The following is a 19,750-nucleotide window of genomic DNA, read 5'->3' as shown; positions in this document are numbered from 1 at the left end:
ATTGCTTGCATCATGATACTTCAAGTAAATAACCCGGTAGTAGAGGTACATGACCTGACTGTAAGCTACGACCGTAAACCTGTTCTATGGGGTATTGACCTGACATTGCCGGCAGGATCACTGGTAGGCGTTATCGGACCGAATGGTGCCGGTAAGTCGACCTTGGTAAAAGCGATGATGGACCTGCTGCCAACCGGCAGCGGCTATGTGCGCATTTTCGGAAAATCCATCAACGAGGTTCGCACGCGTATCAGCTATGTGCCGCAGCGCGAGTCGGTGGACTGGGATTTCCCGGCCTCTGTTTTCGATGTAGTGCTGATGGGGCGCTATGGCAAGCTGGGGCTTTTCAGTCGCCCCCGCAAAGCCGACAAGGATGCGACCATGGAAGCACTCGAAAAAGTAGGCATGGCTTCCTTTGCCAAAAGGCAGATTTCCCAGCTCTCCGGGGGGCAGCAGCAGCGTGTTTTCCTGGCCAGGGCCCTGGCCCAGAACGCCGACATCTATTTTATGGACGAGCCCTTTGCCGGTGTAGACATTGCCACGGAGACTGCCATCATCGAACTGCTCCGCACGATGCGGGAGCAGGGCAAAACCGTGGTAGTAGTGCACCACGACCTGCAGTCGGCAGCCGAGTATTTTGACTGGGTGGTGCTCCTGAACATGCGCCTGGTTGCCTCCGGCCCCACCGAGCACGCCCTTACGCAGGAGCTGCTGGAGCAAACGTACGGCGGCAAACTGACCGTGCTGTCCAAGGTTGGGGATTTACTACGGAAGCAGGAGTTTCCGAGCAGAGAAGTTAAAAGCTGATACGGCCATGGAAGCGTTTTTAGAGTTCTTTTCCTTTGCCGATGCCAATGTCCGCTACGTTACCATTGGCTCCGTGCTGCTGGCTGCCAGTTCCGCTGTGGTAGGCTGCTTTACGTATCTTCGAAAAAGAGCGCTGGTAGGTGATGCCGTAGCCCATGCTGTGCTGCCGGGCGTTTGCCTGGCCTTTATTCTTTCAGGTACCAAGAACCCATTCATACTGCTCATCGGTGCTTTCATTACCGGCTGGCTCTCCCTTATCTGCATCGATTTTGTCACCTCCCGTTCCCGCATCAAAGAAGACACCGCCATTGGCCTGGTACTGTCCGTGTTCTTTGGCATCGGCATCCTACTGCTCACCTCCATCCAGCATTCCGGCAACGCAGCACAAAGTGGACTCGACAAGTTCCTGTTCGGGAAAGCGGCCTCCCTTGTAGGAGAAGACCTGATAGCCTTTAGTGTGGTGGCAGTGGTGCTGCTTGTGTCCACTATCGTCTTTTACAAGGAGCTGACACTTCTATGTTTTGACCAGGCCTATGCCCGCACCATCGGCTTCCCGGTACGGGCACTCGAACTGCTACTCACCACCCTCACTGTTTTTGCCGTGGTCGTAGGTATACAAGCAGTGGGCGTGGTACTGATGGCGGCCATGCTCATCACCCCGGCGGCCGCCGCCCGCTTCTGGACAGACAGACTCCCCGTGATGCTCGTGCTGGCAGCACTGATGGGGGCTTTTTCCGGTATAGCCGGCGCTTTTGTGTCGTATACCGCCCCGGCCATGCCAACCGGTCCCTGGATTGTACTCATCATCTCCATGATTGCTATCCTGTCCTTCGCGCTGGCCCCTGGCAAAGGCTGGGTGGCCCGCATCATCCGGCAGCGCCGCAACCGCTCGCAGGTGCTGGAAGAAAACCTGCTGAAATTACTCTACCAGACCGGTGAGCAAAAGCAAGCGCACATGGCGGCTCACACCCTGGAAGACCTCCTGGAGCGCCGGGCGATTCCTATGAAACAGGCCAGGGCAGGGCTGCAAAAACTCAGAAGCCAGGGCTATGTAAAGAAAACACCGGAAGGCTGGCAGCTCACCAACCAGGGCCAGCGCCGTGGCCAACGCGTGGTCCGGCTGCACCGCCTCTGGGAACTCTACCTGACACAGTACCTGCACCTCGCCTCCGACCACGTGCACGAAGACGCCGAAACGATAGAGCACATCATTACCCCGGAACTGGAGCAGAAACTCATGGAAGAACTGAGCTTCCCGGTCCTCGACCCGCATAGTTCTAAAATTCCGTGATAGAAGATGGAGCAAAGACAAATGGGAATAAAAAAAACGAATAGTTAAAAGCACACATAACCCAGCCTAGGGGGGTTTTTAGCAACACCCGCTGCCGTTGTTGTGTCTTTTGACCAACAAATACTTGCTGGTCAAAAGACACAGTAAGGGCGAAGAGTTGCAATGCAAAAGGCAGTGTGCATACTAAAAAGCAGATTCCCCGCCTTAGACAAGGAGGGGTCAGGGGTGGTTGGACAAATTGAACAGAAGCAGCGACAACAGCTTCTCACAACAAATTTGAGACTGATAAATGACCAACGTTAACTGATAAATAAACCATGAACGCATTCTGGATCATCTTAACCGGTTCTTTAGTAGCCACCTGCTGCAGTCTGCTGGGTTGCTACCTGATACTGCGCCGCATGGCCATGGTCGGCGATGCGATTTCACATGCCGTGTTGCCAGGCATTGTCATTGCTTTCCTGCTGACAGGTTCCCGCGACTCCGTGCCGATGCTGATTGGCGCAGGCCTATTAGGCGTGCTCACCACCCTCCTGATTGAGTTTTTCCACCGCTACGCCCGTGTACAGGCTGATGCTTCGATTGGCGTTACTTTCACCTGGCTTTTCGCCATCGGCATCATCATGCTTTCCGTTTTTGCTGGTCAGGTCGACCTGGACCAGGACTGTGTGCTCTATGGAGAAATTGCTTACGTGCCCCTCGACCTCTGGATAACAGAAAGCGGCCTGAGCTTCGGTCCCCGCACCGTCTGGATACTGGGAGTGGTGATGCTGCTTATCCTGCTGTTCATCGTGCTCGGCTATAAAGAACTGTTCCTGACCGCCTTCGACCCTGCCTATGCAACAGCCATTGGTATTTCTACCTCCGCCTGGTATTATGCCCTCATGACAGCCGTTTCCCTGACGACGGTTGCTTCTTTTGAGTCGGTGGGGGCTATCCTGGTGGTGGCACTGCTGGTGGGCCCTCCTGCCACAGGGTACCTCTTAACTGACAATTTCAAAACCATGCTGGTGCTCTCTGTGCTGGCAGGTATCCTGGCTTCCTTTGCCGGCTATTATCTCGCTGTTTGGATGGATGGCTCTATAGCAGGCGCCATTGCCACTTTCATTGGCTTCGAATTTTTGCTGGCGTTTTTATTTTCGCCTGCTCGAGGCATCCTTTTCAGACGCAAACAGGTACAGGTGGCACAGCCTTAGTGGAGTTGCTTCGTCGTTTAATTTGTATAAAGGTTTTGGGCATGGTTTATGAATACAGAAAGAACTAAACATGAAGCTGCCATTGCCGAAAGTTTGCCCTGCAGGAAATAAACGCTAAAAACGTTATATTTAACCTCAGTGGTGCATGTTAAGGCTTCATCCTGTTTCGTTATGTATAGTATAGACTTCGTTATGTTTAAAAAGAAATTTTTGCTCCCTATAGTTGCCACCCTCCTGCTGAGCGCTTGCCAGCAGGACACACGGCCAGTTGCCACTACATCAGAAGCCACAACTGCAGCGATTCCAGCTACCTTTACGGCGGCAACGCCAGCCAATAAACCGGCAGAAAAGATTCAGTGGCTCACGATGGAGCAGGCGGCAGAAAAGATGAAACAGGAGCCACGCAAAATTTTGGTTGACGTGTATACCGACTGGTGTGGCTGGTGCAAAAAGATGGACAAGAACACCTTTACGGATCCGGAAGTAGCCGCCATCATCAACAAGCACTACTATGCTGTAAAACTGGATGCTGAAGGCAAGGCCCCTATCACTTTAAAAGGCCACACCTTTACATTCAAACCAGAGTACAAAGCCCATGAACTGGCGGTAGCACTGCTAAACGGCCAGATGAGTTTCCCGACTACGGTTTACCTCGACGAGCAGATGAACATGCTCACCCCTGTGCCCGGCTACCTCGACGCCAAAAGCATCACTCCCATCCTGCGCTACTTCGGTGAAGACCATCACAAGAAGATGACCTGGCAGGAGTATGAAAAGAAGAAGTAACCTCACCCCCGCCCTCTCCTAAGAACAGGAGAGGGTGTTTTTTTATTTAGCCAAGTTACTTAATATGTATACTCTTAGACAACTGGCGCCCATAGAACATATACCTTTCTTGCCGAATAGCAGACTTCCCGCCTTAGACAAGGCGGGGTTAGGGGTGGTTGGACCCGGCACCGTAAAACCTCAATACCCTTCTCCCCATTTTATACCTTAAAAATCGTAAATTTGTACTTCAACTGAAGCACAAGCGTACGAACTTGATAAATCTAAATATATCCAACGATACAATAGTGGCCCTGGCAACCGCACCTGGTGTGGGTGCGATTGCTGTTATCCGGCTTTCTGGTCCTGAGGCCATCACTATAACGAATAAGGTTTTCAAAGGAAAGGACCTGAGCAGGCAGGCCAGCCACACTATCCACTTCGGCACCATCCGAAACGAGGAGAAGGTACTGGACGAGGTGCTGGTGTCACTTTTTGTGGCGCCTCACTCCTATACCAAAGAAAATGTGGTGGAGATCTCCTGCCACGGCTCCGACTTTATTGTACAGCAGATTATCCAGTTGCTCCTGAAGCAGGGTGCCCGCCTCGCCAATGCCGGGGAGTTTACAAAGCGCGCTTTCCTGAACGGGCAGTTCGACCTGGCACAGGCCGAAGCCGTAGCTGACCTGATTGCGTCCGACTCTGCCCTCTCCCATGAGGTAGCCATGAAGCAGATGCGCGGCGGCTTTTCGCAGGAAATAAAACGGCTGCGCGGAGAGCTGGTGCATTTCGCTTCTATGATAGAACTCGAGCTGGACTTTGGTGAAGAAGACGTGGAGTTTGCCGACCGCGATCAGTTACGAAACCTCATTGGCAACATCCAGCGCATCATCCGGGAGTTACTGAAGTCTTTTGAATTGGGCAATGTCATCAAGAATGGTGTTCCGACTGTGATTGTGGGCAATCCCAATGCCGGTAAATCGACCCTCCTGAACAAGCTGCTGAACGAAGAAAAAGCCATCGTATCGGATGTGCCTGGCACTACCCGCGATTTTATTGAAGACGAAATCAACATCGAAGGCATCACCTTCCGTTTCATCGATACTGCCGGCCTCCGCGAAACAACTGACAAGGTAGAAGCCATTGGGGTGGAGCGCACCATGCAGAAGCTCAGCCAGTCGTCGCTGATCATTTACCTGTTCGATATCACAGAAGTAACAGCAAAGGAAGTGCAGGCAGAACTGGACAGGCTCAACCCGAAGAAGCTGCCGTTGGTGGCTGTAGCCAATAAGATAGACCGTGCCCCGACCGACAAAGTAGCAGCCTTTGAAAGTATAGAAGGATTGGTGACCATTTCCGCCGCCGAAGGAGCCAACCTGGAAGAACTGAAGCAGGCGCTGGTAGAAAAAGTGAACCTCGGCAAGCTGAACACCCAAAGCCAGACCATCGTCACCAACCTCCGCCACGTCGACAGCCTGAATAAAACCTACGCTGCCCTCGACGATGTGCTCAACGGCCTTAGCCTCGGCGTCAGCAACGACCTTGTAGCCGCTGATATTCGTCGGGCGCTTTATAGCTTAGGTGAGATCACCGGTGAGATTACAACAGATGATCTGCTGGAGAATATATTTACGAAGTTTTGCATCGGCAAATAGGTCGACTCAAAAACTCCTTTTTTAGAGCGTATGACACGATTTTAGAAGAATTCGACAGGCTTCTAACCTGTTTTAAAGGAAGAATTTGTGACGTTTTTGTTACGAATTCTTCCTTTTTCATTTTAATGCTGTGTAGTGGCGAAATCATGTCCACTACAGTCCACTCCTGTCCGTTGCTGACCTCCATAGACCTTAGTAGTCCATTAACATGAGCAGCAACATCAGAATAACTCGCAAATGCCAGTACTGCGGAAAACAGTTTGTAGCAAAGACTACTGTCACTAAGAACTGTTCAGATTACTGCGCCAAAAGAGCCTACAAACGGAGGTTAAAAGAACAAAAGATTACAACGTCTGAATTAGAAACTGGTGCCACCTTCCAAGTAATCGAAAATAATCTTCACGAAAAGGCATACCTGTCCATAAAAGAAGCTTCAGTCCTGTTCGGTGTCTCTGAAAAAACAATCAGGAGGATGATAGTAAGCAAAAAGCTGCCAATAATTAGATTTAACCGAAGAATAGTAATACAAAAGAAAGAATCTTTAGAAGAATTAAAAATATTTTAAACTAATGCTTTTCTCGATTCCATAATGGAGGATTTTGAAATTTTTTAACTCTATTAAAATGGAAAAGAATACCACAGATAAACAACAACAAGCACTATATGAATTGCAATTGCTTCATCTGAAAAGCATGACTAAAAAGATACTTTGGGAAACGGATATTATCACTCAGGATGATGCTGCATATCTATTAGATATCACCAAAGAAACTCTGCGTGAGAGAGGCGTTAGATACAAGCAGATAAGAGATGGGAACAAAATTTATTATTCTACTAAACAGTTACGTGAAGCACTCACATCTACAGAAAGATATAATACAGCTAATACCAGCACCACTGAGAAGCTATTCAACAGTTACCTATAATAATCGTCTATCATGAACATAAAATTAAGATTACGCAAGAATAAAAAGTTTACGAGCATTTATGCAGATATCTACTACGGATATAGACAAAGAGAATATGTTAAGTTGGGGAAACTCTATCCAGATGAAGGTAACCCTCAAGTTAAAGTGATGAATGATGCAGCGAAGCAAAAAGCTATGAAGTTTGTTGATGATTTCAAAAATGGCAATAATCCATATTGCTTCAGTTCGAGGACTAACTTAACTGCAACTTCTGATTTTGTAACGTATTTTAGATTATATGCTGAACAAAAAAGGGATGAAAACCAACAGCAGTACATCTCTTCCTTCAACCATTTCAAAAAATTTATTGGTTCTAAAACTGTCAGATTTTGTGAGTTATCAGTTGAGTTAGCTAAAAGCTATCATGACTATCTTTTTACTAAAGCCATATCTCGCAAGAATGAGCGACTTGCTAATAATTCGGCTCTTGCATACTTTGAGAAGTTTTCTGCTGTAATCAATTCCGCAATCGAAGATAAAGTTATGACCTCTAATCCTACACATCACATAAAAGGACGTGGAAAATATAAGCAACCCAAAAGAAGCTTCTTGTCAAAACTGGAAGTAGAGAAACTTAAAGCGACCTCATTTGAAAATCATACAGTACTGAAGAAGGCTTTCATATTCAGTTGCTTTACAGGTCTTCGTTTTAGTGACGTACTAAGATTAAAGGTAAAGGATATTTATTCCATTGATGGTAAATCATTTGAATGCTCAATTCAAATGGGCAAAACTGAAGAGTCTGTTGCTATACCAATAACTCGTAAAACCATAGATTTTATCAAAGATGAGTTAAACGGTAAACCTAACGACAAACTCTTTAAAGGTCTGCGCTATAGCCAATCAAATGTTATAATAAATAATTGGATGAAAGAAGCAGGTATAAACAAGCATATTACTTTTCACAATTCACGTCATAGCTTTGCATGTAATCTTTTGAATACGAATGCTCACATTATAGATATTAGAAGCCTTCTTGGACACAGAAGTATCAAGACTACAGAAATCTATGCAAAATCAACTTCTGGCAGATTAAGAAGTGCCGTAGAAAAATTGGATGAGTAAGTGAAACTAAAGGGGCTATGTTGTAATAGCCCCTCTATGACCTGTCACTGCTGCTTCCAAAGTAACACCAAAATTACATATTCCTTTTGCTCACAAAGCCAATAGTACCTTTAGAACATCATGCCCATCATCACCATCGAAACCACGGTCAATGCTCCATTAGAGGTTTGCTTCGACTTATCCAGGAGCATTGACCTCCATACCATATCCACAAAGCACACAGGTGAACGTGCCGTTGCTGGCGTTACTTCTGGTCTGATAGAGTTGGGTGAAACAGTTACATGGAAAGCAAAGCATTTTGGCGTGTGGCAGCACCTGACGAGCAAAATTACGGAGTATGACAGACCCTACTTCTTTGTTGATGAAATGGTAAGTGGAGCCTTCAAGCGGTTCAGGCATGAACACCATTTTAGCAAAATAGAAGAAGGCACACTGATGCTGGACGTGTTCGACTACACCTCCCCTCTCGGCTTCATGGGAAAAATGGCAGATTGGTTGTTTCTGAAGAGCTATATGACTCGGTTACTGTCTGAGAGAGACAGGGTGATAAAACAGTATGCTGAGTCAGGTCAGTGGAAGAATGTGGTAAGAATTGAGAAGTAAAGCTGCCATTTTCTATCAAAATTATTATCAGTAGCACAGAAAGCATCAATCACCTTGGTTAGAAGTTCTTTGATGCCTACCTAAAAAAAGAAGGAATCAGCTACTAATTCCTTCTTTTTTTCAAAAATAATTTATTTCAAAATAATTTACAGAAGCTACTGCCCTTCCTTTTTATAAAACTATTGACGTGACACAAGTCCTCTATTCTTCTTCATCATATAATGGTAGACATTTTGATTGCCTACTGTAATAGCATAGGCATCAACGAACTCATACCCGTTTTTGCTCATAAAATTTAAAGCATCAATCATTGAATTGAATACAACGAGCTTACCATTCTCATCTTTAACTTGTGTGTCTTTAGCACTCCAAAACTTGTTCTCCTGTCCGAAATCAATCTCTATAGTTACCTTATTACTAAGAATCTTAGATGTTCCTACGATTTGTATGTATTCAACATCGACATCTTTGATAGGAACATCATTTACTGTTTGTGCGAAAGAAGCTGAAAGCCCCAAAAAACATGTTAGTGATAGAGTGAGTAAAAGTTTTTTCATTTTATTGTTATTAAGTTGTTTTCGTAGAATTCCACAGAGATATTTTATAATACAATTATAAGAATAAATTATTTATTATATCCGTTTGTTTTTCAACAAGTGCTGTACAAACAAGTAACTCCCAAAACGATTTTAAAATTTCCAATGTACCTTTCCCTTTAAATAATCAAGAGTATTAGCAATACTATATTTGACAAGCTACAAGATTCGTTCAATGGCTTTTAAGGGGCATTACGCAATAGGCAAAACTATGTCTGTGGCAGAATATAGTGAAACTTGAAAAGGAGGTCGAAGCTAACCTGCTACTGAAACAACATCAGCAATATTGAAGATATTCTAACCCTTAAGACATTCTATCTTACTAATCTATTCCTTCTTTTTTAAGCTTATAGTTGATAGCCTGTAAACGCTTAACAAGAACTTTTTCCATTCTTATCATACCATCAATCATAAACTTCATCATTTTATCCCAGTCTTCTCTCTCGTATAAGCTAACTTCAGTCAGCTCATGCTTAATCCTACAAGCTTTTTTATCATCAAGTCTTTCCCAAACAAGGTCACCCCCAAACTCACACTCTATTTGCTGCTTTTGCTCAAATAATTGGTCGAAAATAAATTTATTCACATCGGCTGCGCTACGTGATATGTACAATTCAGAACGTGCGTAGTTCCTCGATATCACAAAGTTCAACCCCACTCCGCTCATTCCAACTCCTGCTGAAATCCAGCTATCTTTGGATGGATTTACGTTTTGAAATAGCCTTGTCTCAGATTGATTAGCCCTTTCCAGAAGCTCCTTCCAGAACTCAAGCCGTATCTTGTGCCGAGATTTTAGTTCCTCCTGCGCATCAGAATCCTCTTGCTTTTTCTCTGCCATTCTAATAATGTAATCTTCTGCTTCTTTTACAGGTATCACTTGTTCAACATTAAGCAACAACTGCTCATGCAGGCTATATGGAGTAACTTTGAAGCACTGAATCCTTAATTTATTACTTAGTAACCACAGAACTGTTGAGGTTACTTCTTTTCTAAAATTACCTGACACCATTATAATCCTTTGTGACTTATTCAGTTCTATTTCTTCAAAGTCACTTGCTTCAAGAAACTCCGATAAATTAGACTCAGCGTCCTCTGATACACCACATTTATCGAGATACTGCTGATATATGCTCCTTATCTGAGCTTTTGAAAGAGTTGCACAGTAAGAGGCATACTTAAGAACCTGCCATGTCACGTCTCTCCCACTATCATCAAGTTTGTTTTCAATGACAACAATATCACCAACCTTATCTATAGCTAACAAATCCAGTCTTTCACGTGTGTCATTAAAGCCATCAAATTCCTTTTGTATTATAAGTAATTCTTCACCGAAGAAAGCTGGGTCATTTGCAACCCACTCCTGCAAATTTTCTCTTTCTTTCAGCCCCAACTCAACAAAGTTCATCTCCTGTATTTTGGATACTCTGTTCTTATTTCTATCAATTATAAACATGAAAACGTTTCTTAACTTATGTATTCTTTGGTAGATGTTATTTAGATGAATTTGACCTTGTGTTCGAAGTGTTTGCAGGCTTTAAAGTACACTTACTGGCTACTGAATGTATATCTCCTTACGAATTGTTATAAGAAATAGAAGTATATGAGTAAAAATGTCTCAACCATGTTAAGTCACACTTGTGTTTGAGGCTTTTCTTTTAAGCATTATTTCTTCAATTGAAAAAGGAGGACGCTTCATGTGCAGCATGGAATGGCAATTGGGGCAAACAGGTCTTAAATCTTCTATTGGATTCAACAGATACTCTTGACCGATTTCAGAAACTGGGTTTAGATGATGGACGTGTATGAAGTTTTTGCCGATTTCTCCAAACTCATTTTCAAAATTAAAGCCGCACACTACACACGAGTAGCCATGATGGTATAAGCAAACCTTTCTTGCCTTGGGATTCCTCTCATATCGTGTCTGGGTAACTTCTTTTGCTTTACCTTCAAAATAAGACTCTACTGTTTGACCTTGGAAATCATTAGAGATGAAGCTGGTTTTAACATACAGGTTTTCCGTAAAAAAATTAAACCAGACAGTTTCCAGTTCGTCCCTTATTGCAGATTTGATAGAGATACCGCTTTGTTGTGGAAACCAAAGCTGCACTCCATTTGGGTCAATGAATTCCAGTGCATCTACAGGTAGAATATCATTGTACTTTGGGTTAATCAAAACATCAAATTCTATATCAATGTAATTAGTGAACTTCCCTTCAGTTCCATCCCAATGTTGCCCCTTATAGTATGAAGACTTTGCGTAGCCACTCCCTATTATACCCTTTGGTTCAACCCCAAGTCGAATAAGAAAAATTCTATCGCCTTTCTGAATACTCTTTGAATTTCCACAACTCCATTGTCTTTCAAAATATCCTATTGTTTCAAGTTGCTTAATACCTTGTTCAAGGTCTGACCAATCCCATTTATCAGGATTCCATGTAAAAAGATAAGTTTCCATATTACAATACAGCTATGGGTTAGCAATAAAATCAAACTTATATCTGATATTCCCTGACAACGTATTCTGGTGTAGACATCACTAATTCAACTGCAACTTCCTGCCCATTATCATAAGCATGTTGCAGCTTACGTGTCTCCAAACCTTTTTCTCTATCCATGTTTTGTGTTGAGAAATAGGCTTTGCCATTTTTAGATAAGTAAGCTGTACCCTGCAAACAGTACCACATCAGCCTCAGAGTTGTTGAAAACTTCTAATATTGAACTTCGCTTTTCACTTAGTGTAAGATTAAGACTGAAGGATACTAATTGTATTTTCATCATCATACAATCTCTTAATATTTAGTCTATTAATTGTCTTAACCTCCTGGTCAAGCTTGTCATATTCAACAGCATTTTGTTTCCCCCATATTTGCAAAAGAGGTAAGGTTGGAGCAGGAGCAGAAAAACGTGGTTTGGGCGAAGTTGAATTATTAGCAGATTGCTATGAAATTCATTCAAATCCAAAAGCCTACTTTAAGTTTTCATCAACCACAAGTAACATAAATCCTTCAAGAGTATATCTTCTGTAGAACTTCATAAAAGCCATGAAAGCAATGTAGGATATTGCCATCAAAGTAATCAATATCAATAATTTACTTACACTAAATTCGTGTCGGAAATTCAAACCTTGTACATAGATTAACTGATACAACCAATACCAAGATAGTATGATAAAAATAAAAGAAAAGTTTCTTAGGAAACCGTATAGTGCTACATAATTGACCATCCGAAACTGGTGCTGCTTAGAATTCTCAAAGGTGTAATGAGTAACTATCCGATGGAAGTCATGCTTCTCATAATCTGATTTATTTAAACCTTCCTCACCAACTAAGCTTAGCTTCTTAATTAAAGCTACCACTTTTATGTTTACTGCATTTCTTAGGGAACTATCGAGAGGCTTCTGATAGAAATTTCTAAACTCGAAGAACTGACCTAAGAGATAATCCAACACCACACAAGGTAACAGTATAATAATTAATGCTACCCTCCAAAAATTTTGTTTCCAATTTTTTCTATCAAAGTCCTGCCAGTAGTTTTTGTTCTTATGACCAAGTAAATATTTTGATGGGTAGTCGTACTGCCAGTTAGCATACATCTCTACAGTTATAGAAGAAACAAAGCTTAACAAATGCCCGAGAGAATATGCGGCTATGATAAAAACAAACACTCCTTCAAGTTTGACTCTGGAAAAGGTTTCAATGAACAAGTCAACATTAAATTCCTTAGTCGAATCAATGTATCTGATGGTTAAATAGGCATAGATTAACAAACCACCAGGTATTAGATAACCTAAAAAATCATATAGGGAGAAAGGATTCTGTTTATCCATTCATGGAATACATTAGCTCATGCTGAAGATAAGCTATGTTGATTAGTTTGCGAAATATTATATATAGAAATTTTAATTAAATAAAACGAAGGTATTCTTTACAGCTATTTACATGAATTACTTACTCACATATCCAGCGAGTATGCCAGTAAAGAAAGTTAGTAAAGTAAATTATGTAAAGTTTAGGGGAGACTGGACGAGTATTGTTACTTCTATCTCAAGAAGAACGGTGCTAACAACTTAGCTGGTGATTAAAATGTATGTTGAGGGTGGGTTGGAAGATTTGTAAATTGAAATTGCCACTACTTGAACTGACACTTCTGCTAAACTTGGTAGCGGAAGGCTTGCATGTTCATTTTCTTTAGCAACCCCTCCATTCATTAGTGCGAGGGGTTTACGAAAGAAGAATGAAGTAGGCAATATCAGGTAAACTATTGTTCAATCCCAGGGAGTATCAGCCTACATCCTGACTATTGCAAATAATTGGTTAATATATATTCCAATAGTTCATGGGGTCATTGTCAAATGCATCTCCTTCTATTTCTTTCAACCATTCAGTGTGAGAAATTTGGTTCCGATACTCATCACTGTTTTCATACTCCCACCTTTCTTCATAATCAGGATATTGCTTGTAAGTAAAGTATTTTTCGTTACGCCAATCCTCAAGCTCAGGGAGAAATTGATGCCGAACAAGAGTATCTTTCTCTGTGGAGTCAGCCATAATATATTCTGGAAATGATAAAATTTTTTCAGAATATTTACTTAATAAACCAATGCCTTCACCTTCCCTTTTAATATACGGGGATATTTTGTCCTCATAACTTTTATATTCACCACCCTTGTATCTTTCATCATACTTCATAGGAACTTCGCTTTCTACAAACTCTTTCACTATGATACGACCAGGTAGCTGGTCATTCACGGTGGTACTTTTTAGTAGTTGCTCAAGTAACTTAACAGCCCCCTTTATTTGTGCAAATCTGGTTTTCACCTCTAAATGCCCGTTATCTACTTGGAATACCTCATCACTAACATCGATGTAACCAAAATTTGAGTTTCGATACAAGTTGATGAACTCACCTTGTGAGTTTTTTATGACTTTGACAACATTGTCGGTGTACAGCGTTTCAGTTAATACATATTCAGCTAATCTATAAATGGGTTCTCCCTCTAACCAAAGTTTGTGTCCTTTGATATCACGTACACAGTAGTACTCCATTTCTTTGTTCTTAATTCTATTAATGAACCTGTGAGGTATTTTGCCTACATATTTTCCACCAACGATTTTTCCAGGAATTCTAACGTTGGAACTATTGGTATGGAGCAGTAACTGTAGGTCAGATAGCTTCCCGTATAGAGCGACTGAATAAACTTTACAATCTCTTTCTGGATGAATGCTGTCATGAGCAATCGTATCTAATTCATCTTGATAGTTATAACTCTTTACATATATATAACCATATTCTGGGTTATTCCTTTCACCCTTTTTGAAATTTTCATATGTATCAGAGAAGGGGAAATATAATTGACCATTAACAAAAGTTACTTCTACCGTCTCTCTTATACTCTTCGAGAGATTAACTTCATTCATTGCACCTGCGGTTTGTTGTTTATAGTTTCTAAGAATTACTAAAAATGAATATTGCTATCAGATTAATCAGAATAATGTATTTAGGAATTAGTAGATGGAAATTTGGTGTAAAGTACTCTATTGGCGGCATCAAACAAATCTTATAGCAGCAAATAAACGTTCGAATATTTGGCTGATTTTTACAGGGGAGGTTGGGTAGCAGCAGGAGCGAAAAAACGTGGTTTGGGCAATGCCGAATTGTTTGGGGGGAGTATTATTTGGTAGGGCTTTAAAAGCAAAAAGTCTGCCCCAGGTGAAGCAGACTTTTCATGTTACTCGTGGTCTCATGACTCTTACATTATGTATTCCTCGATAGGCTTGAAGATTCCCTTCGCCTCATCAGCGGCTTTTCGCTTACGCATCTCCCGAAGTCTGTAGTTCCTGGTGTCTCTTTTCTTCGTGTCCTTAGAACCCACCTTTCTCCCAAGCTTCACACCTGACTCCTTCTTTCGTTGAAGTGCGGCACGAGTTCGGTCAGAGATAAGAGAGCGTTCGAACTCAGCAAAACAGCTTAGCAGTTGGAAGAGTAGCTTACCAGTAGCTGATGAGAAATCCAGTTGGTCACTTAGGGAGACAAAGCCAACTCCTTTATTATATAGCTCGGTCACTTCCAGGATAAGCTCTGTCGAACTTCTTGCCCACCTGTCCAGCTTATACACGTAGACTGCCGAGTACTCGCCTGACCTAAGCTTCGCCAGTAGCTGCTGTTTTATCGGTCGTGTCTTACGAGAACTCTCTTCCTCTTCATAGAGGTCATAGTCTAAGCTATTTCTTTGGGCATAGTCAATCAATATGGCTTTTTGGGTGTCATTCGACTGGGTAAAGGTGGAAACTCTGCAATAAAGGGCTACTTTCATAGTGGACTTTTAGTTAAAACATATAACCATTGGCATTTACTAAATACCATCATCATTTAGAACTGCATCTATTTTTGATTTCCTCAACTGCCTCCTATCCTCAGCGGACTGTTTCTCGGTAATGTTGCTACAGTACTCGATGTCACCCGCTGGGTTTTTGGAAAAGTCAACACAAAGACTCTGGTTTGTATCCAACTTATAGACTCCCCCATTTTCCTCAAACACTTTGAAGTGGTACACGCTACCACTGACGATATAGTTAAGTTCTAAGCAATCGCCTGCTATTACTGTCTGCTCGCTCAGCGATTCGAATAGCTCATCAATTTTATCAATGTCGGTGCAGGTTTTTCCACCAGCTATTACAAAGATGTTCCTGTTGCTATTCGAGAGACTTTTGATGCTCCTGATATTTCCTATAATCATTTCTTTGTTTTGAAATTTAAAAATTAACCTTTACTCCTTCGCTCTTCTTTTAAAAAGGCGTCTATAATGCGTTTTCTCCTTTCCCTGATTTTCTCGCTTTCACTTCCTATTTCCACGAGCGTCAGCCCCAGTTCCTCAATTTTTCTAAATTTTATCTGGTCCCGCTTCATCCAGTTGCTGACCACATGCACATCTACGCCAATGCGCCTGGCGTACTGTGCAGGAGGCAGCTCCTTCTCCGTATCAATTGTGTATTTCATGACTCATCGCTTTTGATATCACATTATTTTGATACTAATTTAGTTAATGTTACTTAACGTAACAAGAAAAGCCAAAAAATATATTATCAGGTTCGGAAACTTCTAAGGGCGCTTCTACTTCAACGGGTTCTTTATCTTCAGCTCCCTCAGCAGTCGTGTCAGGATAGCATCGAAAGCCGCAGGGTCCACCAAGAACTTGTTGGCGGTGTTGAACGGATGAGGTTGCACCGCTGGCTTGAACACCTGGATGATATCATCGGCAAACTCAAGCCAGAAGTACTCCTGAGTAAACCTGCTTTCAAACACCAGCTTGCCTTTTGCCCTGGGAGTCAAAGGAGTTTCCATTCTTCTCATGACACAGCCCCGCAGCATGCTCTTCAGGGTTTGTAAATCGCTGAACTCTTTCTTTTTCAATTTTCTGTTTATCATATTCATGTTAATTTAAAGGATTACAAATGATTTAAAGTAGCAATATTTTGCTGCCACCTGTGCAGGGTGCATTAACACTATCCTGAGGCATTAGCTATCGGGAGAATTCAGGATGTTCTGGATTTTCCTTTTTCGGTCAAAAAGCTCCGCCCATTCTTTAAGCCTGGTGTTGATTTGCAAGCCCTCCTTTAAAGAATAGTAACCTGGACCATCACCCATTCCAAACTTCATATCTGTGCCTTCATGAATCCATTCCATTGCAGGAAGGACTTCATCCTCAAACACTTTACCTGGTATTGTGATTTGGCAATGGTTTAATGATATAGTACCGCCATCTTCACCGTACACACTGCCATAATAAACAATAGTAAGAAGTCGTGGCTCAGCACCATCCCACAGTGGCTTTTCATAATCTTCGATTAATGCCCGTACCTTCTTTTTGATGTAAGGCAACGTTTTTAATGTTCTAAATGTGTATCCCATAATTGATGTTTAGTTGATTGATGTTAATTTTTAAGTAATTGGTTTAGTGTTAATATTGAAGATTCTTTTCAAAGATTGGTTGTTAAAGGAGGATACATTCCGCATACACTGATTATTAACTTGACTTAGATAAGTTACGTAACAGATTCAGGCAAAAAATATATCCTCCTTACCCTCTGAGTCTTCTCACTACAGGTTCTCTACCAGGTCAGCAATTACAGTTTTCCTGTTCTTTAGGTTAAGTTCAAAGCCGTCAACCTCCACGTCATAGCCCTTAGCTGTTAACTCGTCACAGACCTTCTTCACGCTTTTTTCCGAAACGTACACCTTCTGTTTGCTGAAGTCCTCGGAGAACTCTTCTTTCGAGTATCCCAAATACTCGTCTGTGCCTGATTTTCTGATTTTGTAAACTTTTTGTTTTTTCATGATTTATTGGTTTAAATGTTTAAAAATAATTTAACTGAAAGTATTCTTTGGTGAGATAGAATCACACGGTACTATGCTGCTGTTCTTAATCTCCAAGGACAAACATCAGTAAGTGTGTCCTCATACACGTCCTCATGCCCATAGATAAGTGCGTGATTTTCCCAGAATGGCAGCGATGCTGACGTGGCATTCTTATCCCAAGGTTCTGGGGCAGAAATTTTGCCGATGTAGGCAGTAATTATCAAGTAGCCTACTTCAACCTTTTTCAATACGATGGTAGCTGTATTACATTCCTCAGGCTCTCGGTTCAAAACGAACTTGGTATAGCCAGACCGACCTTTTCTGATAGCGTAAACCACACTATCTTCGGCATTAAGGCGGACAAGGATGTTTTCTCCTAAGTTATAATTAAAGTTGACTTCCTCCTGTACATACCCTCTGCCTTGGCAATTTACCTGTCGAGTTACATCTTCGAGTATTGACTCTATACCTGTGTGCAGGTGGCTGTTGACCCTGTTAAAGATTGGATGTCCGTCCTTTGAGCGATAGACTTTGCGCAAGGCTACTGCCTCAAGTCTACTTGGGTACCTTTTGGATGCATTAAGGTGAAAGCAAACTTCATCGTTTACCTGGACTGGCATAGAGCAGACATTTCTTGCCTTAAAGTAAACATCTCCACCGAAATCAGTTGAGGTGTATCCGTAACCTTTGATGGTGTCGAAGAACTTCACCCTGCCGATATGGTCTGGGTTAAAGGGCTGTTTTGGTTGTTTGCTCTTGTAAAAGCTACTTGTTTGCGGGTGTCTTGTAAATGTGCTTACATTCATTAGGTTAAATATGTAGTGGATAATAATTTAAGTTACAGCTTAGGCTTCTTCTACCCTGTCGTGGAAGTACTGCTCGATGGCTTTAACTTTATCGTGGCTCTCGCACCACTCGAATGCCTCTTCAGGTGTCAGGGGGATGATTTTTGAACTGCCCCAGCTTTGGTTCCCAGCACTTTCTGCGTATTTAGACATAGCCCCTCCTTCGCCATACAGGAACCATGCTCCTTTTTTAGTTAGGAAAAGTTCTTCCTTCATATACTGGTAACCGCTCAGGTTATTGCTGTAGCTGGCAACCTCTGTTGCCGTTTCGGTATTGTACCGCTTTCCGTTAATAATTCTAATCATGTTTATACATTTAAGTGTTTATAATATGTAGTCCTGTTAGGAATCTCACTCGGAGTTTCCTGAATATTGCATGGTTGTCCTTAAGAAAATTAGATTAGTTTTTGCATAGGACGCTCAATTTCCCTCTCGCACTTTTCCATCAGCTTTTCCAGCTCTGGAAGCTTATGCTCAAAAGCCAGTTGTTCAATCTCAGCGGAAGCATCTGCAAGTGTGCAAAGCAGCTTCTGTAGCTTTCTCTGTAATTCTTCAGTCATATTTGATTTATTTTAGTGTTGAAAATCGTTTACTGTTTTAGCTAAGCAGCCATAGACAGCTTTTTTGTCTTTCTGGTATAACCTGCCTTTTCAAAGCTGCGCACTTCTATTACCTCCCCCGCTTGCAAGATATTTTGGGTGAGGCTTTACTAAGTGACATTCACCTACTGCATGTATCTACAATTGCTATCGAATGATTATGTGTGAAATATTTGCTGCGTTGCCGAACATCTTCTTTATGAGCATTTGTTTCTCTTTCGCAAGCAACAAAGGGTCATAAGCATTGATGTCTATTATTGCCACTGTTCCTTTAATTTGCACCGTATTCATGTATGGTGTATTTGCGTTGAAGAAGTCCGAAGCAACCTTATTGTAAGGCATGTTGTGTGGATTACCATTATCGTTCATGATGATTGCCCTTTGCTTGTCAGTGGTAAAATAGACTTCAAGATTACCACCCACAATTTTTCTTAATTCTTTCACAGAAAATAGTTTTTTACCTGGTCTGATTGCTTCAACCGTTCCATCTGGTGTGATTTTTATATGTTTTGCATTTATCATATCACAAAGGTAGTAACAAAAAATCATATCTTTGATATGTACAAAACATGTTCATTAAAGATTGATGTTATAGGCTTGTGAATAATATTGTAAACTAAATGTAAAAAGACGCTTAAAAGCTTTAATTAGAATAAATCGGCTTATTTATTTTGTAAAGCATAACGATATATTGTAAAGCAAGTGCGATACACTTGTTTAAATAAAGTTTTTAAAGTACAATTTATGAAAGTGTATAAAAGTCCCTTATAGGCTATTCAGGATTATTTTTAAAGGTCAGGGTAAACAAATATCCTTCTGAGGTGCTTCTACAAATATATTGTTTGGGGTTGAGGTGGGTTAAAAAGTCACTACATCCTCTGGTATAAATGGTTTCTTAAGTTGAAAGGGCGAACCAGACACGACAAATACATAATCTACTTCTGATAGCATGATGTGTTCAATATGCCATACTCGAAAAATCTTATGATGCGCTATCCCTTCCAG

Annotated in this window: 25 protein-coding genes; 9 read left to right on the top strand and 16 right to left on the bottom strand. The window is 41.9% G+C overall.

Translation table 11 applies throughout. The annotated features are described in order from the left end of the window. The first annotated feature begins 12 nt into the window (after positions 1 to 12). The 9 genes from ACYVB1_RS09295 (at position 13) to ACYVB1_RS09255 (ending at position 8,350) form a co-directional block, all read left to right on the top strand. Positions 13 to 807 carry a metal ABC transporter ATP-binding protein gene (locus ACYVB1_RS09295; RefSeq protein ID WP_460923124.1) on the top strand — a complete coding sequence of 265 codons (795 nt, stop codon included), beginning with the start codon at positions 13 to 15 and terminating at the stop codon, positions 805 to 807. A gap of 7 nt (positions 808 to 814) precedes the next feature. Further along, entirely contained in the window at positions 815 to 2,098 is a 1,284-nt protein-coding gene (locus ACYVB1_RS09290) for a metal ABC transporter permease (RefSeq protein ID WP_460923122.1), read from the top strand. Positions 2,099 to 2,415: 317 nt separating this feature from the next. Next, a complete protein-coding gene (locus ACYVB1_RS09285) occupies positions 2,416 to 3,294 on the top strand; it encodes a metal ABC transporter permease (protein WP_460923120.1) in 879 nt (292 codons plus the stop codon). 192 nt (positions 3,295 to 3,486) lie between these two features. Further along, positions 3,487 to 4,080 carry a thioredoxin family protein gene (locus ACYVB1_RS09280; protein ID WP_460923118.1) on the top strand — a complete coding sequence of 198 codons (594 nt, stop codon included), beginning with the start codon at positions 3,487 to 3,489 and terminating at the stop codon, positions 4,078 to 4,080. Positions 4,081 to 4,334: 254 nt separating this feature from the next. Next, positions 4,335 to 5,714, top strand: a complete 1,380-nt coding sequence (mnmE, locus tag ACYVB1_RS09275; protein ID WP_460923116.1) for a tRNA uridine-5-carboxymethylaminomethyl(34) synthesis GTPase MnmE — start codon at positions 4,335 to 4,337, stop codon at positions 5,712 to 5,714. Positions 5,715 to 5,922: 208 nt separating this feature from the next. Further along, positions 5,923 to 6,279: a helix-turn-helix domain-containing protein gene (locus ACYVB1_RS09270; RefSeq protein ID WP_460923114.1), complete on the top strand. Its 357-nt coding sequence runs from the start codon at positions 5,923 to 5,925 to the stop codon at positions 6,277 to 6,279. Positions 6,280 to 6,337: 58 nt separating this feature from the next. Then, positions 6,338 to 6,640 carry a hypothetical protein gene (locus ACYVB1_RS09265; RefSeq protein ID WP_460923112.1) on the top strand — a complete coding sequence of 101 codons (303 nt, stop codon included), beginning with the start codon at positions 6,338 to 6,340 and terminating at the stop codon, positions 6,638 to 6,640. 12 nt (positions 6,641 to 6,652) lie between these two features. Continuing rightward, complete coding sequence (locus ACYVB1_RS09260; protein ID WP_460923110.1) at positions 6,653 to 7,747, top strand: tyrosine-type recombinase/integrase; 1,095 nt, start codon at positions 6,653 to 6,655, stop codon at positions 7,745 to 7,747. Positions 7,748 to 7,867: 120 nt separating this feature from the next. After that, a complete protein-coding gene (locus tag ACYVB1_RS09255; RefSeq protein WP_460923108.1) occupies positions 7,868 to 8,350 on the top strand; it encodes an SRPBCC family protein in 483 nt (160 codons plus the stop codon). 179 nt (positions 8,351 to 8,529) lie between these two features. On the opposite strand, the gene ACYVB1_RS09250 is transcribed toward ACYVB1_RS09255, so the two are convergent. From ACYVB1_RS09250 to ACYVB1_RS09175, 16 genes are all read right to left on the bottom strand, one after another. Next, the gene (locus tag ACYVB1_RS09250) at positions 8,530 to 8,907 is read right to left on the bottom strand and encodes a hypothetical protein (RefSeq protein WP_460923106.1); all 378 of its coding nucleotides are present in this window, start codon (positions 8,905 to 8,907) and stop codon (positions 8,530 to 8,532) included. Between the two features lie 361 nt (positions 8,908 to 9,268). Next, the gene (locus ACYVB1_RS09245) at positions 9,269 to 10,399 is read right to left on the bottom strand and encodes a DUF4268 domain-containing protein (protein WP_460923104.1); all 1,131 of its coding nucleotides are present in this window, start codon (positions 10,397 to 10,399) and stop codon (positions 9,269 to 9,271) included. Between the two features lie 171 nt (positions 10,400 to 10,570). Next, a complete protein-coding gene (locus ACYVB1_RS09240) occupies positions 10,571 to 11,401 on the bottom strand; it encodes an HNH endonuclease (protein WP_460923102.1) in 831 nt (276 codons plus the stop codon). 37 nt (positions 11,402 to 11,438) lie between these two features. After that, positions 11,439 to 11,561 carry a hypothetical protein gene (locus ACYVB1_RS09235; RefSeq protein ID WP_460923100.1) on the bottom strand — a complete coding sequence of 41 codons (123 nt, stop codon included), beginning with the start codon at positions 11,559 to 11,561 and terminating at the stop codon, positions 11,439 to 11,441. Positions 11,562 to 11,911: 350 nt separating this feature from the next. Further along, positions 11,912 to 12,772, bottom strand: a complete 861-nt coding sequence (locus ACYVB1_RS09230; RefSeq protein WP_460923098.1) for a hypothetical protein — start codon at positions 12,770 to 12,772, stop codon at positions 11,912 to 11,914. A gap of 487 nt (positions 12,773 to 13,259) precedes the next feature. After that, positions 13,260 to 14,363 (bottom strand): hypothetical protein, encoded by a 1,104-nt coding sequence (locus ACYVB1_RS09225; RefSeq protein WP_460923096.1) that lies wholly within the window; start codon positions 14,361 to 14,363, stop codon positions 13,260 to 13,262. A gap of 332 nt (positions 14,364 to 14,695) precedes the next feature. Next, positions 14,696 to 15,259, bottom strand: coding sequence for a recombinase family protein (locus tag ACYVB1_RS09220; protein ID WP_460923094.1), 564 nt, complete (start codon positions 15,257 to 15,259; stop codon positions 14,696 to 14,698). Positions 15,260 to 15,298: 39 nt separating this feature from the next. Further along, a complete protein-coding gene (locus ACYVB1_RS09215; RefSeq protein WP_460923092.1) occupies positions 15,299 to 15,682 on the bottom strand; it encodes a hypothetical protein in 384 nt (127 codons plus the stop codon). A gap of 23 nt (positions 15,683 to 15,705) precedes the next feature. Continuing rightward, positions 15,706 to 15,942 (bottom strand): hypothetical protein, encoded by a 237-nt coding sequence (locus ACYVB1_RS09210; protein ID WP_460923090.1) that lies wholly within the window; start codon positions 15,940 to 15,942, stop codon positions 15,706 to 15,708. A gap of 114 nt (positions 15,943 to 16,056) precedes the next feature. Continuing rightward, entirely contained in the window at positions 16,057 to 16,371 is a 315-nt protein-coding gene (locus tag ACYVB1_RS09205; protein ID WP_460923088.1) for a hypothetical protein, read from the bottom strand. Between the two features lie 90 nt (positions 16,372 to 16,461). Then, positions 16,462 to 16,854 (bottom strand): hypothetical protein, encoded by a 393-nt coding sequence (locus ACYVB1_RS09200; RefSeq protein ID WP_460923086.1) that lies wholly within the window; start codon positions 16,852 to 16,854, stop codon positions 16,462 to 16,464. 189 nt (positions 16,855 to 17,043) lie between these two features. Continuing rightward, a complete protein-coding gene (locus ACYVB1_RS09195) occupies positions 17,044 to 17,280 on the bottom strand; it encodes a hypothetical protein (protein ID WP_460923084.1) in 237 nt (78 codons plus the stop codon). A gap of 71 nt (positions 17,281 to 17,351) precedes the next feature. Further along, entirely contained in the window at positions 17,352 to 18,107 is a 756-nt protein-coding gene (locus ACYVB1_RS09190; RefSeq protein ID WP_460923082.1) for a cold-shock protein, read from the bottom strand. 39 nt (positions 18,108 to 18,146) lie between these two features. Continuing rightward, positions 18,147 to 18,452 carry a hypothetical protein gene (locus ACYVB1_RS09185; protein ID WP_460923080.1) on the bottom strand — a complete coding sequence of 102 codons (306 nt, stop codon included), beginning with the start codon at positions 18,450 to 18,452 and terminating at the stop codon, positions 18,147 to 18,149. 89 nt (positions 18,453 to 18,541) lie between these two features. After that, positions 18,542 to 18,706, bottom strand: a complete 165-nt coding sequence (locus ACYVB1_RS09180) for a hypothetical protein (protein ID WP_460923078.1) — start codon at positions 18,704 to 18,706, stop codon at positions 18,542 to 18,544. A gap of 186 nt (positions 18,707 to 18,892) precedes the next feature. After that, entirely contained in the window at positions 18,893 to 19,267 is a 375-nt protein-coding gene (locus ACYVB1_RS09175; protein WP_460923076.1) for a DUF3846 domain-containing protein, read from the bottom strand. Positions 19,268 to 19,750 lie beyond the last annotated feature (483 nt).

The organism is Pontibacter brevis (assembly GCF_054779655.1).
Note: the sequence above shows the minus strand (reverse complement) of the source record. Positions and strands in the feature narration are given on the sequence as shown.